The organism is Pseudomonas sp. 31 R 17 (assembly GCF_900004915.1).
GTDB classification, from domain to species: domain Bacteria; phylum Pseudomonadota; class Gammaproteobacteria; order Pseudomonadales; family Pseudomonadaceae; genus Aquipseudomonas; species Aquipseudomonas orientalis_A.
Genome location: NZ_CVTN01000058.1, coordinates 1 through 13,554, shown reverse-complemented (window position 1 = coordinate 13,554; position 13,554 = coordinate 1). Strand labels below are relative to the sequence as shown.

The following is a 13,554-nucleotide window of genomic DNA, read 5'->3' as shown; positions in this document are numbered from 1 at the left end:
GGCTCAGGAACAAGCCGCACGCACCGACTGCTGGCCAATATGCTCACGAAACGCCTGGTAATGCCTGAGCACCTGGACCGGCGCCTCGATCTGCGGGTAATGGCCGATGCCGGCCAGCGATACCGTATCGGCATGCGGCACCAGCTGGTGGTAGCGCTCCACCATGTGCGCGCCGGAAATGGGATCGACCTCACCGTCGATGACGCGCAACGGCACGTCGTCGCGTTGCATCGCCGCCACCCAGCGATCGCGCAGGCGACGGCGCTGAGGGATATAGCTGATCAGCTTGTGCAGGATGCGCGTGCCATCATTGCGTTCGATCAGGCTCCAGAAATCATCCAGGGCGCTTTCGCTTGGCCGCGTCCGTGGTCCAAATATCTGGTTGAAACTGTTGGCCAGGCCGCCTCTTCCCGAGGCTCGGCCAATCATCCAGCCCAAGGGGCTGAGCAACAACTTCTGCACCAAGGTTGCACGGTGGGTTTCAGGGAACAGCCCACCGTTGAGAAACACGCAACTGGCCATCTGGAACCGGCCTTCATAATGCCGGGCCAGCAGTTCCTGGGCCACGCTGTCGCCATAGTCATGGGCCAACACGTGCACTGGTTTCGTCACCCCCAGATGCTCGAGCAGCGCCTGTTGCAGGTCCGCTTGCTCCAGCAGGCAATAACCATGCTCCAGCGGTTTGGCCGAGTCGCCAAAGCCGAGCATGTCGCAGGCAATCACCAGATTGCGCTGGGCCAGGGGCTGCCACAGGTAATGCCAATCCCAACTGGCCGTGGGAAAGCCATGAAGCAGCAGCAGCGGTTCGCCCTGCCCGGCCACCCAATAACGAATGGACTGGCCGCGAAAGATGAAGTCCTGGCCGCGCTTGCGCCAGACGCTGAGCGGAATTTCTGCAAGTGGCATCAGCTTTTATACCCGAGGTCCTGGTGATCCAATCTGCGCAGCAGCGCCGGCCAGGCCAGTGCTGCGCTCATACCTTGGGCACTTTTTGTGACAGCTGTCACCCTCGCCTTTGACGATGAAACCGGGGCTAGACTCACGATGTTGACCTCCTTGGCGCACTTATTATTATTTTTTAAGTGATGGGCCAGTCTAGTCAGACGCCCTGGCTTGCGGAGTTGCCTTCGCAGCCAGCTTGATGACTGAGCGAGTCAGCCTTGAGAATAGTACAAATCGGTGTCAGAGAAGCGCCGTCAATAAACGCACGCCAGACGGTGCGCCCATAGACGACGCGCCCGTTTGCTACTGTTGCAGGGCAGTCACAAACTCGGCCAGCCACGGCTCGGCGTCGCTTTCCGGGGTCACACTTTCGCTGGCATCCAGGCGCAGCATCGGCAGCACTTCGCGTACGCCCAACTCGCCGAACAATTCGCGCAGTTGCTCGCCGCCGCCGCAGAAGGTGTCGCCGTAGCTGGCGTCGCCCAGGCCAATGACCGCACCGGGCAGACCGCGCCAGGCAGCAGGCAGTTGGTCGCGAATACTCGAATACAGCGGCTGCAGGTTGTCGGGTAATTCGCCCATGCCGGTGGTCGATGTGACCGCCAGGAACGCCTCGGGGGCGAAAGCCTGCACCTGCGCCAGCGTGGCGCGCGGATCGTGCCAGGCTTCAAAACCCGCTGCGTTGAGGATGTCCCGGGCGTGGCGGGCGACTTCTTCCGCCGTGCCGTAGACCGAGCCGGAAAGGATGGCGACTTTCATCAATCTGATCCTGTCATTGAACGAAAGCGTAGGATATTAGCAGCTGCACCAGGGTTTCAGTGCCTGCCGTGCAACATTCAGAATTTGCCATAAACTTGCACCATCGGAACACGCCATGGAACGCTCAATGATTAACCCCAAGTTGCTGCAGATGGTTGTCAACGCGTCCAACGACGGCATCGTCGTTGCCGAACGCGAGGGCGACGAGAAGCCGCTGATCTACGTCAACCCCGCGTTCGAACGTCTGACCGGCTATACCCTGGACGAGATTCTCTATCAGGACTGCCGTTTCCTGCAGTCGGGCGATCGCGACCAGCCGGCCCTGATGGCGATCCGCGAGGCGCTCGACAGTGGCGGCGCCTGCCGCGAGATCGTGCGCAACTACCGCAAGGACGGCACGCACTTCTGGAACGAACTCTCCGTATCCACGGTGTACAACGCGGCCGACCAGCAGACCTATTTCGTCGGCGTGCAAAAAGACGTCACCACCCACGTCAAGGCACAGCAACGCGTGGCTCAGCTTGAAGCCCAGGTAGCCGAGCTTAAAGCCGAGCTGGTGGCGCTCAAGTCAACGAGCGGCGTTAACAAGCTGTAAAAAGTGCGTTCTTTAGAGCAATAATGGCCTTTTAATGCCCAACCGTTGAGCTATATCAATGCGCCGCGATGCTCTATTGACTCAGGACGAGCTGGATTTTATCCAGAACATGCAGCACAACCCGCAGCTCAACCTGCGGGACGCAGGGTCGAGCCTGACGGTCAATGGCGGTGCACAGATTCGCGATCTGCTGACCCGGCTGGCCGCTCATGATCAAGTCACCCTCCAGGCGCAGTTCGACAATCAGCAACTGACCTTCCCTCTGCATCTGGTAGAGGATGAATTTCATGCGGTGCATCTTCGGTTGGGCGTGCCGAGTATTTTTGAAGACGGGCCGATGGTTCGCCCATGGCGCCTGGCCCTTGAAGAGCCGGTGGCCCTGGAGAACAGCAAGGGCTACGCCAGCGCCCTGTGGGTGCATGAAGTGTCATTCAAAGGTGTGCTGGTAGAAGGGCGTGGCCGAGCCAGACCGCCGAAAACCTTCTCGTTGTGGTTCAGCCCGTCAGGTTACGAACGCATTGCGCTGCGCGGTACGCTGGAGCGGGAAACCGCCCGGGGATTGTTCGCCTACCGCCTGAATCAGAGTGACGCGGATGAAATCGAGCGCCTGCGCCAGTTCATCCTGCACCAGCATCGTCTGGTGCATCCGCAGGTACATGCCTGAGATCACGTATCCGGGCCGCCACTGAGAAACTGCTGCAGACGCTGCTGCATCTGGCGCCCTTCGCTGCCCAGGCCACCGATGGAAGTACCGGCCAGATCGGCCTGCAACAGGTCCGATGCAGCACCCGCCAGAAACAGCGGGCAGTTGAGGGTCAATGCCAGCCGGTTCAAGCGCGCTTCCAGGTCCTGCTTGTGTGCGTGGTTGGAGAAAATGACCATCGCCTGGGGGCGGATCTTTTCACAGACCAGGGTCAACTCCTCGACCGGCTGACCCAGGCCCAGCACCTTCACGGTCAAATCCTCCCCGCTCATCAGCAGCGCCGCCACCAAAAGCTCAAGTTTTCGGCACTCACCCGGCATAGCGCTGAGTAACACGCGGGGCGCCGCCGATGCGCTGGCTATCTGTAGACGCAGGAGCGTCTGCACGCGCAGGAACGCGTCGAAAAACAGCCACTCGCTGGCCTGGCCGAAACCGCCCTGATGGCGCAGCAAGTCGTTCCACAGCGGCATCAGGATGTCCTGGAACGCGACGTTCAAGGGATAGCTCGAGAAAATCTGACCGTACACGCTTTCCAACTGGCGATCATCGAAAGCACTGATGGCCTGCAGCAGCCGAGCCCGCCACTGCGGCCATTCGCTGTCTGCAACCGCGTCGCGCTCGGCGCGCAGCGCGTCGGCCTGTTGAGCGTCACGGGCCAGAAGTTTGCCTACCTTGCTCACCGCAACGCCACGTTCAGTCCATTCGAGAATACGATTGACCGTCTCGATATCGCCCCTGGAGTAAAGGCGGTGCCCGCTTTCGGTGCGCACGGGTCGGATCAGCCCGTAGCGCCGCTCCCACGCCCGCAGAGTGACCGGATTGACGCCTGTCAATCTTGCCACTTCCCGAATGGGGAACAGGTGCTCCGAATCAATCGATTCCAGCTGCAAAGTGTTATCAATCGGTGCAGTAATCACGTTATTTCTGACAAAAGCCACCAGGAATGGGACCTCATTTAACGCATTTAAACCTGTCTTTTTCAAGGGCGCTGGACTTCGGACCAATGTCACTGGCGTATTTTTTCAAAACAGGAATAATCCTTGCCTGTTTTTTCAGCGCAGTGGCAATACCCGCCGCTGCGCTCGTGCGCCGCCTACCCGGTCAAGCGCACCCGTTTATCTGGAGATACACAATGTCTACCTCCCCCGTCACCTTGATGGTTGCGCGCCGTGTGGCCAAAGGTCGCTACGAAGAACTGATGGCCTGGCTGCGCGAAGGCGAGCAATTGGCCACCGACTTTCCCGGGTACCTGGGCTCCGGCGTGCTCGCACCGCCACCCCATGATGATGAATTCCAGATCATCTTCCGCTTTGCCGATGAAAAGACCCTGCATGCCTGGGAGTTTTCCGCGTCGCGCAGTGCCTGGCTGAGCCGTGGCAGCGAGCTATTCGCCAACCCGTCCGAACATCGCGTGAGCGGCATCGATGGCTGGTTCGGTGCCGTGGGCGCGCGCCCGCCGCGCTGGAAACAGGCGGTGGCGATCTGGCTGGCGTTTTTTCCGGTGTCGCTGTTGTTCAACTTCGGCCTGGGCCCCTTGCTCGGCGAGCTGGACCTGTTCAGCCGGGTGCTGGTCAGCACCTTGGCGCTCACACCGCTGATGGTTTACTTCTTTATCCCGTTATCGACTCACCTGCTGGCGCACTGGCTGCATCCGACGCCGTCCCGCAAGACCGGCGAAGCCGCCGCCTGAGTACAGGGGAGACGGGTCGCTGGTATAGTTCGCATCTGCCAGCGACGCGAGCCTCCCATGACTGCAACAAACGCCCCGATCCTGATCACCGGTGCCGGCCAGCGTGTCGGCCTGTATTGCGCCGAGCGCCTGCTGGACGAAGGGCACCCGGTGATGTTCAGCTACCGCAGCGAACGTCCGGGTGTGCAGCAACTGCGCGAACGCGGCGCGGTCGGGCTGTTTGCGGACTTCTCCAGCGAAGCGGGAATCCTGGCGTTCATCGCTGAACTGAAAACGCACACCAAAGCGCTGCGCGCGATCATCCACAATGCCTCGGCCTGGGTCGCAGAGACCCCAGGCGACGAAAGCCGCGCCTTTATCGACATGTTCAGCGTGCACATGCTTGCGCCGTACCTGATCAACCTGCATTGTTCACCTCTGCTGCAACGCTCGACACCCGCCGACATCATCCATATCAGCGACGATGTGGTGCGCAAGGGCAGCCGTCAGCACATCGCCTATTGCGCCACCAAGGCCGGGCTCGACAGCCTCACGCTGTCGTTTGCCGCGCAGTTCGCGCCGTTGATCAAGGTCAACGGCATCGCGCCGGCCATGGTGATGTTCAATGAAGGCGACGACGCGGCCTATCGCGACAGGGTCCTGGCCAAGTCGGCACTGGGCATCGAGCCCGGGCCGCAAGTGATCTACCAGAGTGTGCGTTACCTGCTGGACAACCCCTACGTCACCGGGACCACCCTGACCGTCAACGGCGGGCGGCACATCAAGTAAAGCCGTTTGTGAGGATGTTGTATGACTTTGTCCCTGCCCCACCATTACCGCGAGATCCTCAAGGGCCTGGGTGAAGACCCCGAGCGCGAAGGCCTGCTCGATACGCCCAAGCGCGCCGCCAAGGCGATGCAGTATCTGTGTCATGGCTATGAGCAGAACCTGCAGGAAATCGTCAACGGCGCCTTGTTCGCCTCTGACAATGACGAGATGGTGATCCTCAAGGACATCGAGTTGTACTCGCTGTGCGAGCATCACCTGCTGCCCTTTATCGGCAAGGCCCACGTGGCCTATATTCCGACCGGCAAGGTGCTGGGCCTGTCGAAGCTGGCGCGCATCGTCGACATGTTCGCCCGGCGCCTGCAGATCCAGGAAAACCTCACCCGGCAGATCGCCGATGCCATCCAGGACGTGACCCAGGCCGCCGGCGTGGCGGTGGTGATCGAGGCCAGGCACATGTGCATGATGATGCGCGGCGTGGAAAAACAGAATTCAACCATGAACACCTCGGTGATGCTCGGCGCCTTCCGCGAGTCGAACACCACGCGCATGGAGTTCCTGCAACTGATTGGACGGAGCAAGTAGCAATGCCACAACTTCAACCAGGCATGGCGCGCATCCGGGTCAAGGACCTGCGCCTGCGCACCTTTATCGGCATCAACGAGGACGAAATCCTCAACAAGCAGGATGTGCTGATCAACCTCACCATCCTGTATGCCGCCCAGGAAGCCGTGCGCGATAATGACATCGACCATGCCTTGAACTACCGCACCATCACCAAGGCGATCATCGCCCACGTCGAAGGCAACCGTTTTGCCCTGCTCGAGCGCCTGACCCAGGAGCTGCTGGACCTGGTGATGAGTAACCAATCGGTGCTGTACGCCGAAGTCGAAGTGGACAAGCCCCATGCGCTGCGCTTTGCCGAGTCGGTTTCGATCACTCTGGCGGCCAGCCGCTGATACTCAAGTGAGCCCTATGAACGACCAACAACGCCTCGAACTCGAAGCCGCCGCCTTCCGTCGGCTGGTAGCCCACCTGGACAGCCGCAAGGATGTACAGAACATCGACCTGATGAACCTGGCCGGCTTCTGCCGCAACTGCCTGTCCAAGTGGTACAAGGCCGAGGCCGATGAGCGTCGGATCGAGCTGAGCCTCGATGACGCCCGTGAAGTGGTGTACGGCATGCCGTACGCGGAGTGGAAAGCCCAATACCAGCAAGAAGCCAGCGCCGACCAACAAGCGGCGTTCGCCAAAGGAAAACCCCATGACTGACCTGAACACCCTGCGCGCCAGCCTTAACAGCGGCGAACACGCTTTTGCCGACACCCTGGCCTTTGTTGCCGCAAATTACGACTACCAGCCGCAAGCCTTCACCAACGGCGAAGTGGAAAATGCCGCCGGCCAGAACGAAGGTTCGTGCAAGACCCTGGGGTTGGCGTTGCTGGAGGGGTTGAGCGATCAGGAAGCGTTGCTGGCGTTTGGCGAGCATTACCGTTCGGTGCTGGCGACACCGGAAGGCACTGACCACGGAAATATCCGCGCGTTGATCGCCCACGGTCTGGCCGGTGTGAAATTCAGCGCACAGCCGCTGACCCGCAAATCCTGAGTCAGACGCGGAGCAAAATGTGGGAGGGGGCTTGCCCCCGATGGCAGTGTGTCAGTCAGTACATCTGATACTGAAACACCGCAATCGGCGGCAAGCCCCCTCCCACATTTGTTCTGCAGCGTCGCTTAGTTCGCGCAAGAGCCTGGGGTTGGCGTTGCTGGAAGGGTTGCTGGTGTTTGGCGAGCATTACCGTTCAGTGGTGGCGACGCCTGAAGGCAGTGACCACGGAAATATCCGCGCGTTGATCGCCCATGGTCTGGCCGGTGTGAAATTCAGCGCACAGCCCCTGACCCGCAAATCCTGAGTCATATACAAATCAAAATGTGGGAGGGGGCTTGCCCCCGATGGCAGTGTGTCAGTCAGTACATCTGATACTGAAACACCGCAATCGGGGGCAAGCCCCCTCCCACATTTTTTTTGCAGCGCTGCTTAGAACGAAGCGTCTTTCAAACCATCGAGGTAACGCTCGGCATCCAGGGCCGCCATGCAACCGGCGCCGGCCGAGGTGATGGCCTGGCGGTACACGTGGTCTGCCACGTCACCGGCAGCGAAGATGCCTTCGATGTTGGTGGCCGTTGCGTTGCCTTCACGGCCGCCCTGCACCACCAGGTAACCGTCTTTGGCTTCCAGCACGCCTTCGAACAACGAGGTGTTCGGGGTGTGGCCGATGGCGATGAATACGCCGTCGACTGTCAACTCGTCGAAGCTGCCGTCGTTGTTCTTCAGGCGGGCGCCGGTCACGCCCATATTGTCACCCAGGACTTCGTCCAGCGTGGCGTTGAGCTTGAGGATGATCTTGCCTTCAGCGACACGGGCGTGCAGCTTGTCGATCAGGATCTTCTCGGCACGGAAGGTTTCGCGGCGATGCACCAGGGTCACGGTGCTGGCGATGTTGGCCAGGTACAGCGCCTCTTCCACGGCGGTGTTGCCGCCACCGACCACAGCCACCGGCTTGTTGCGATAGAAGAAACCGTCGCACGTCGCGCAGGCGGAAACGCCCTTGCCCATGAACGCCTCTTCCGAAGGCAGCCCGAGGTAACGGGCGCTGGCGCCGGTGGCGATGATCAATGCGTCACAGGTGTACACGCCGCTGTCGCCGGTCAGGCTGTAAGGCTTCTTGGAGAAGTCGACCTTGTTGATGTGGTCGAACACGATCTCGGTTTCAAAGCGCTCGGCGTGTTCTTTCATACGCTCCATCAGCACCGGGCCGGTCAGGCCATGGACATCGCCCGGCCAGTTGTCGACTTCAGTGGTGGTGGTCAACTGACCGCCCGCCTGCATGCCGGTGATCAGCAGCGGCTTGAGGTTGGCCCGGGCAGCGTAGACGGCAGCGCTGTAACCGGCAGGGCCGGAACCGAGAATAATCACTCGCGAATGACGGGTATCAGACATGACTCACTCCTATCGACCGTCCGCACAACAAGACGGCTGGAATAAAAAAGGGACCACGAAGCACTTGGGGAAGTGCTTGAACTCGCAGGCCCTGAAAATAATGGGTGCAGCGTATCGAGGGGGGCAAGATTAAGGAAATACGGAATAACAATCCAGCTCATAGGTGGTCTCTATGCAGTCGGCTCGGTCAATCGAGGCGTTTGTTACCGTTGATGTCGCCGCTTTCGCCCGGAATACAAAGCCGGTAAGGTCGGCCCGTTCGTCACTATGCTCGGAGTTATCCATGCCCGCCCCCGTTCTTTCCGGCCCGCAATACCTGCGCGAAGGCCTCAAACTGGTGCTGAGCCCCGGCCTGCGCCTGTTTGTGCTGCTGCCGCTGGCGATCAACCTGCTGCTGTTTGTGGGGCTGATCTATTTTGCCGGGCACCAGTTCAGCCTGTGGGTTGACCACCTGATGCCAACCCTGCCGAGTTGGCTGAGCTTTCTCAATTACCTGTTATGGCCGTTGTTTGTCGCGCTGGTGGTGCTGATGGTGTTCTTCACCTTCACCATGCTCGCCAATATCATCGCGGCGCCGTTCAATGGCTTTCTATCGGAAAAAGTCGAGGTGGTGGTGCGTGGCACCGACGACTTCCCCGCGTTCAGTTGGGCCGAATTGATCGCCATGGTCCCGCGCACCCTGGCCCGGGAAATGCGCAAGCTGGGCTACTTTCTGCCGCGGGCTATCGGCCTGTTCATCCTGTCGTTCATTCCAGTGGTCAACCTGATTGCCGCGCCGTTGTGGCTGCTGTTCGGCGTGTGGATGATGGCGATCCAATACATCGACTACCCGGCCGACAACCACAAGCTGGGCTGGAACGAAATGCTCGCCTGGCTGCGCCAGAAACGCTGGCAGAGCATGAGCTTCGGCGGGGTCGTCTACCTGGTGCTGCTGGTGCCGGTGGTCAACCTGCTGATGATGCCGGCGGCGGTCGCCGGGGCCACGTTGTTCTGGGTGCGCGAGCAAGGTGCCGAGGCGATGACGGGGCAGCAGGTAGCCCGGTCATAAATCCATCATCGCAGTGACACAATGACGACATGGCCCGCAGCGACACTGTGGGTCATGACGACAGCCTCGCTTCACATCACCCTGATCACCGAAACCTTCCCGCCGGAAATCAACGGGGTGGCCAACACCCTTGGCCGCCTGTGCGATGGTTTGCGCGCACGCGGCCATCAAATCGAACTGGTGCGCCCCCGCCAGGGTGTCGACCAGAGCCGGCCGAGTGACGATGAGTTGCTGCTGTGCCGTGGCTGGCCGTTGCCGGGGTATCCAGGGCTGCAATGGGGCCAATCGTCGATGCACAAGCTGCTGCGACGCTGGACACGTCAGCGCCCGGATGTGTTGTACATCGCAACCGAGGGGCCGCTGGGCCTGTCGGCGTTACGCGCGGCGCGGCGCCTGGGCATCAGCGTGGTCAGCGGCTTCCACACCAACTTTCAACAGTATTCGAACCAGTACGGCTTGAGTCTGTTGAGTCGCCTGGTCACCCATTACCTGCGCTGGTTTCATAACCGGTCGACGTTGACGCTGGTTCCCAGCGCGAGTCAGCGCCTCGAGTTGGAACGTCGGCACTTTGAGCGTCTCGGGATGCTGTCCCGGGGAGTCGATAGCCAGCTGTTCCATCCGGCGAAACGCGACGACAGCCTGCGCGAAAGCTGGGGTGTGGGGAGCGACGATATTGTGGTGCTGCACGTAGGACGCCTCGCCCAAGAGAAGAACCTCGGGCTGCTCAAACGCTGTTTCGATGCGTTGCAGGCCACTTACCCCTCGCGGCGGCTGAAGCTGGTCATTGTCGGCGATGGCCCGCAGCGCGGCCTGTTGCAGCGCGACTTGCCCGAAGCAGTGTTCTGCGGCGCCCGGCGCGGCGAAGAGCTGGCACGGCATTACGCCTCGGGCGATCTGTTCCTGTTTCCGAGCCTCACCGAAACGTTCGGCAATGTGGTGCTGGAAGCCATGGCGTCCGGGCTGGGCGTGGTGGCGTACGACCAGGCGGCCGCCACCCAGCATATTCGCCATGGCTACAACGGTGCGCTGGCGATGCCGGGGGATGAAAACGCATTTTGCGACGCAGCCGTCTGGCTGCTGGAGGAGCGCGAGACCTTGCGCCGAGCGCGCTTGAATGCCCGACAACATGCCAGCCGCCAGGGCTGGTCGGCAATCATCGAGCAGTTCGAACGCCAGTTACGCGGTGCGTGCAATGACGGGCAACCGGCGCCCATCTTGTCGCCGCTTACACCAGGCTCGTCAACGCCTCACGACTGAAGGGCAGAATGTCCGCCTCACGCCCCTCGCGCACCTTCACTGCCCAATCCGGGTCCACCAGCAGCGCACGGCCCACGGCGACCAGATCGAACTCTTCGTTATTCAAGCGCTCCAGCAGTTTCTCAAGGCTGGCCGGCTGCGCGACTTTATCGGTGTTGACCATGAACTGCAGGAATTCGTCATCCAGGCCGACACTGCCCACGGTAATCGTCGGCTTGCCCGTCAACTGGCGGGTCCAGCCGGCCAGGTTGAGGTCGGAACCTTCGAACTCCGGTTCCCAGAACCGCCGCGTGGAGCAGTGGAAGATATCCACGCCGGCGTCGGACAACGGCTCGAGGAATTCGCCCAACGCCTCGGGGGTTTGCACCAGGCGCGCCGTGTAGTCCTGCTGCTTCCATTGGGAAAAACGCAAGATGATCGGGAAGTCCGGGCCGACCGCCGCGCGGGTAGCCTGGATCAGTTCGATGGCGAAACGTGAGCGGTTGGCCAGGCTGCCGCCGTATTCGTCGGTGCGCTGGTTGCTGCCTTCCCAGAAGAACTGGTCGACCAGGTAGCCGTGAGCGCCGTGGATTTCCACACCGTCCATGCCGATGCTCTGGGCATCTTTGGCAGCCTGGGCGAAAGCATTGATCACGTCCTTGATGTCCTGGGTGGTCATGCCGTGGACGACAACGTTGCCATCCTTGAGTTTCTCCATCGGGCCATAGGCCGGCACGCTGGCATCAGGTTCGGTACCGATACGGCGCACACTGCCCACATGCCACAACTGCGGCACAATCTTGCCGCCTTCGGCGTGAACCGCATCCACGACTTTCTTCCAACCGGCCAACGCCGCTTCGCCGTAGAAGTGCGGCACGTTGGGGTAGCCGTTGGAGGCTTGATGGCCGACCACGGTGCCTTCGGTGATGATCAGGCCCACACCGGCGGCGGCGCGACGGCGGTAGTACTCGATCACTTTGGAATTGGGTACACCGCCGGGTGAAAACGAACGCGTCATCGGCGCCATGACCACGCGGGTCGACAGTTGCAGTGCACCGAGCTGGAAAGGTTTGAACAAGGCTTGGACGGGCATGGAGCACTCCACATGAGGCGAATTTATGATGTGGATAATATGCACGCCCAAGCTTGCTGGGTAGCACTATTGATCTGAGTGATTAAGGCGATAAAAACAACCGAATATCTGTAGGAGCGAGCTTGCTCGCGAAGAGCCGGAGGGCGGCGCGTAAATACTGAGTGTACGCGTCACCGTTGGCGATTTTCGCGAGCAAGCTCGCTCCTACAGAGGGGGGATTCAGGCCAGGGCTTTTTCGATGGCCTGGACGACCGTTGGATCATCCGGCGGCGTACGCGGCGAGAAGCGCGCAAGCACCCGGCCATCCTTGCCGAGCAGGAATTTTTCGAAATTCCAGGTGATATCGCCTGGAAACTCAGCGCCCTCGCCCGCCAGCAGGCGGTACAGCTGGTGACGATCAGGGCCGTTCACCTCAAGCTTGCTGCCCAGGGGGAACGTCACCCCGTAATTGAGGCTGCAGAAGGCCTGGATCTCCTGCTCGGTGCCCGGCTCCTGGCCTGCAAACTGATTGCACGGAAGGCCCAGCACGGTGAAACCCTGGTCTTTATAGTGCTGGTAGAGGTTTTCCAGGGCCGCATACTGCGGGGTCAGACCGCATTTGGAGGCGACGTTGACCACCAGCACGACTTGGCCCTTGAAGGGCGCCAGCGGCAGCTCTTGTCCGTCCAACGCTTTGAGTTTCAGGTCGTGGAAAGCACTCATGACGAACTCCAGATATCCCATGTTCTTCGCATTGCAGGCCTTCGAGATTACAGACCACAAGCCTGCAATCATAGATGCCGATTGAAAAACTCGCCCGCCGGTTACTGCGCGGTTGGCCACGGCAAGATCGGAATCGCCGTCACTGCGTTCTGCGGGCTGCCTTCGATCAGGCGGTCGCTGTAGACCAGATACACCAGGGTATTGCGCTTCTTGTCGAGGAAGCGCACCACCTGCATGGTCTTGAACACCAGCGAGGTGCGCTCCTTGAACACTTCGTCGCCGTCCTTGAGTTCGCCCTTGAAGTGGATCGGGCCGACCTGGCGGCAGGCAATCGAGGCTTCGGCGCGGTCTTCGGCCAGGCCCAGGCCACCTTTCACACCGCCGGTCTTGGCGCGCGACAGGTAACACGTCACGCCGTCGACCTTGGGGTCATCGAACGCTTCGACGACGATCCGGTCATTGGGACCGACAATCTTGAACACCGTCGACACCTGGCCGACTTCTTCGGCCGAGGCCAACAGCGGCATGGCCAACAGCAGGCCGAGCAGCCCTGTCACTAAACGCATCGTGTATTCCTTTGGTTAAACCAGGATCAGGTTGTCGCGGTGAACCAGTTCCGGCTCAGCCATGTAACCCAGGAGTCCGACAATCGCGTCGGACGATTGTCCAATAATCTTCTGCGCTTCCAGGGCACTGTAGTTCGCCAGGCCGCGGGCGATCTCACGACCATCCGGCGCCACGCACACCACCATCTCGCCTCGGCGGAAGCTGCCTTGCACCCGTTTGACGCCCACCGGCAGCAAGCTTTTGTTGCCCTGGGACAGCGCCGATACCGCGCCTTCGTCCAGCACCAGGGTGCCACGGGTTTGCAGGTGCCCGGCCAGCCACTGCTTGCGCGCCGCCAGCATGCCACGCTCCGGCGACAGCAGCGTCCCGATGCGCTCGCCCGCCTTGAGGCGATCCAGCACGCGCTCCAGGCGCCCACCGACGATGATGGTGTGAGCCCCGGAACGCGCGGCCAGG

At 60.9% G+C, this 13,554-nt stretch carries 18 protein-coding genes and 2 pseudogenes; 11 read left to right on the top strand and 9 right to left on the bottom strand.

Going from position 1 to position 13,554, the window contains the following annotated elements; all coding sequences use genetic code 11:
* Positions 1-3: 3 nt before the first annotated feature.
* From BFP89_RS08545 to BFP89_RS08540, 3 genes and pseudogenes are all read right to left on the bottom strand, one after another.
* A complete protein-coding gene (locus tag BFP89_RS08545; RefSeq protein ID WP_065885068.1) occupies positions 4-906 on the bottom strand; it encodes an alpha/beta fold hydrolase in 903 nt (300 codons plus the stop codon).
* Positions 906-1,007, bottom strand: a pseudogene (locus BFP89_RS29685) (class II aldolase); the annotation flags it as partial. The gene BFP89_RS08545 and the pseudogene BFP89_RS29685, both read right to left, overlap by 1 nt.
* 238 nt (positions 1,008-1,245) lie before the next feature.
* On the bottom strand, positions 1,246-1,701 hold the full coding sequence (locus BFP89_RS08540; protein ID WP_065885067.1) for a flavodoxin: 456 nt from the start codon (positions 1,699-1,701) through the stop codon (positions 1,246-1,248).
* Between the two features lie 127 nt (positions 1,702-1,828).
* Here BFP89_RS08540 and BFP89_RS08535 point away from each other — a divergent pair, with 127 nt between their 5' ends.
* Together BFP89_RS08535 and BFP89_RS08530 are read left to right on the top strand one after the other, a co-directional pair.
* On the top strand, positions 1,829-2,296 hold the full coding sequence (locus BFP89_RS08535; RefSeq protein WP_065885066.1) for a PAS domain-containing protein: 468 nt from the start codon (positions 1,829-1,831) through the stop codon (positions 2,294-2,296).
* A gap of 58 nt (positions 2,297-2,354) precedes the next feature.
* The gene (locus BFP89_RS08530; RefSeq protein WP_065885065.1) at positions 2,355-2,960 is read left to right on the top strand and encodes a hypothetical protein; all 606 of its coding nucleotides are present in this window, start codon (positions 2,355-2,357) and stop codon (positions 2,958-2,960) included.
* Between the two features lie 2 nt (positions 2,961-2,962).
* Here the strand turns inward: BFP89_RS08530 and BFP89_RS08525 are convergent, their stop codons facing one another.
* Positions 2,963-3,889: a MerR family transcriptional regulator gene (locus BFP89_RS08525; RefSeq protein WP_065885064.1), complete on the bottom strand. Its 927-nt coding sequence runs from the start codon at positions 3,887-3,889 to the stop codon at positions 2,963-2,965.
* A gap of 242 nt (positions 3,890-4,131) precedes the next feature.
* Here BFP89_RS08525 and BFP89_RS08520 point away from each other — a divergent pair, with 242 nt between their 5' ends.
* The 7 genes and pseudogenes from BFP89_RS08520 to BFP89_RS08490 form a co-directional block, all read left to right on the top strand.
* Positions 4,132-4,689 carry an antibiotic biosynthesis monooxygenase gene (locus BFP89_RS08520; protein ID WP_065885063.1) on the top strand — a complete coding sequence of 186 codons (558 nt, stop codon included), beginning with the start codon at positions 4,132-4,134 and terminating at the stop codon, positions 4,687-4,689.
* 57 nt (positions 4,690-4,746) lie between these two features.
* Positions 4,747-5,457, top strand: coding sequence for a dihydromonapterin reductase (gene folM, locus BFP89_RS08515; RefSeq protein WP_065885062.1), 711 nt, complete (start codon positions 4,747-4,749; stop codon positions 5,455-5,457).
* Positions 5,458-5,478: 21 nt separating this feature from the next.
* Entirely contained in the window at positions 5,479-6,039 is a 561-nt protein-coding gene (gene folE, locus BFP89_RS08510) for a GTP cyclohydrolase I FolE (protein ID WP_057724018.1), read from the top strand.
* 2 nt (positions 6,040-6,041) lie between these two features.
* Positions 6,042-6,413: a dihydroneopterin triphosphate 2'-epimerase gene (gene folX / locus BFP89_RS08505; RefSeq protein WP_065885061.1), complete on the top strand. Its 372-nt coding sequence runs from the start codon at positions 6,042-6,044 to the stop codon at positions 6,411-6,413.
* A gap of 16 nt (positions 6,414-6,429) precedes the next feature.
* Positions 6,430-6,726: a DUF1244 domain-containing protein gene (locus BFP89_RS08500; protein ID WP_065885060.1), complete on the top strand. Its 297-nt coding sequence runs from the start codon at positions 6,430-6,432 to the stop codon at positions 6,724-6,726.
* On the top strand, positions 6,719-7,060 hold the full coding sequence (locus tag BFP89_RS08495; protein WP_065885059.1) for a HopJ type III effector protein: 342 nt from the start codon (positions 6,719-6,721) through the stop codon (positions 7,058-7,060). Before BFP89_RS08500 ends, BFP89_RS08495 begins: the two co-directional genes overlap by 8 nt.
* Positions 7,061-7,190: 130 nt before the next feature.
* Positions 7,191-7,364, top strand: a pseudogene (locus BFP89_RS08490) (HopJ type III effector protein); the annotation flags it as partial.
* A gap of 125 nt (positions 7,365-7,489) precedes the next feature.
* On the opposite strand, the gene trxB reads toward BFP89_RS08490, so the two are convergent.
* Complete coding sequence (trxB, locus tag BFP89_RS08485; RefSeq protein ID WP_065885058.1) at positions 7,490-8,452, bottom strand: thioredoxin-disulfide reductase; 963 nt, start codon at positions 8,450-8,452, stop codon at positions 7,490-7,492.
* A gap of 283 nt (positions 8,453-8,735) precedes the next feature.
* Here trxB and cysZ point away from each other — a divergent pair, with 283 nt between their 5' ends.
* Both cysZ and BFP89_RS08475 read left to right on the top strand, forming a co-directional pair.
* Positions 8,736-9,500, top strand: coding sequence for a sulfate transporter CysZ (gene cysZ, locus BFP89_RS08480; RefSeq protein WP_065885057.1), 765 nt, complete (start codon positions 8,736-8,738; stop codon positions 9,498-9,500).
* 54 nt (positions 9,501-9,554) lie between these two features.
* Positions 9,555-10,757: a glycosyltransferase family 4 protein gene (locus BFP89_RS08475; protein ID WP_065885056.1), complete on the top strand. Its 1,203-nt coding sequence runs from the start codon at positions 9,555-9,557 to the stop codon at positions 10,755-10,757.
* On the opposite strand, the gene BFP89_RS08470 is transcribed toward BFP89_RS08475, so the two are convergent.
* From BFP89_RS08470 to BFP89_RS08455, 4 genes are all read right to left on the bottom strand, one after another.
* Positions 10,726-11,829, bottom strand: coding sequence for an NADH:flavin oxidoreductase (locus BFP89_RS08470; protein WP_065885055.1), 1,104 nt, complete (start codon positions 11,827-11,829; stop codon positions 10,726-10,728). The two genes, BFP89_RS08475 and BFP89_RS08470, sit on opposite strands and share 32 nt — an antisense overlap.
* Before the next feature lie 219 nt (positions 11,830-12,048).
* Positions 12,049-12,531, bottom strand: coding sequence for a glutathione peroxidase (locus BFP89_RS08465; RefSeq protein ID WP_065885054.1), 483 nt, complete (start codon positions 12,529-12,531; stop codon positions 12,049-12,051).
* A gap of 101 nt (positions 12,532-12,632) precedes the next feature.
* The gene (locus BFP89_RS08460; RefSeq protein ID WP_065885053.1) at positions 12,633-13,097 is read right to left on the bottom strand and encodes a CreA family protein; all 465 of its coding nucleotides are present in this window, start codon (positions 13,095-13,097) and stop codon (positions 12,633-12,635) included.
* Positions 13,098-13,112: 15 nt separating this feature from the next.
* Positions 13,113-13,554 (bottom strand): PUA domain-containing protein (locus BFP89_RS08455; protein ID WP_370671207.1); only part of this gene is annotated, 442 nt, incomplete at its 5' end.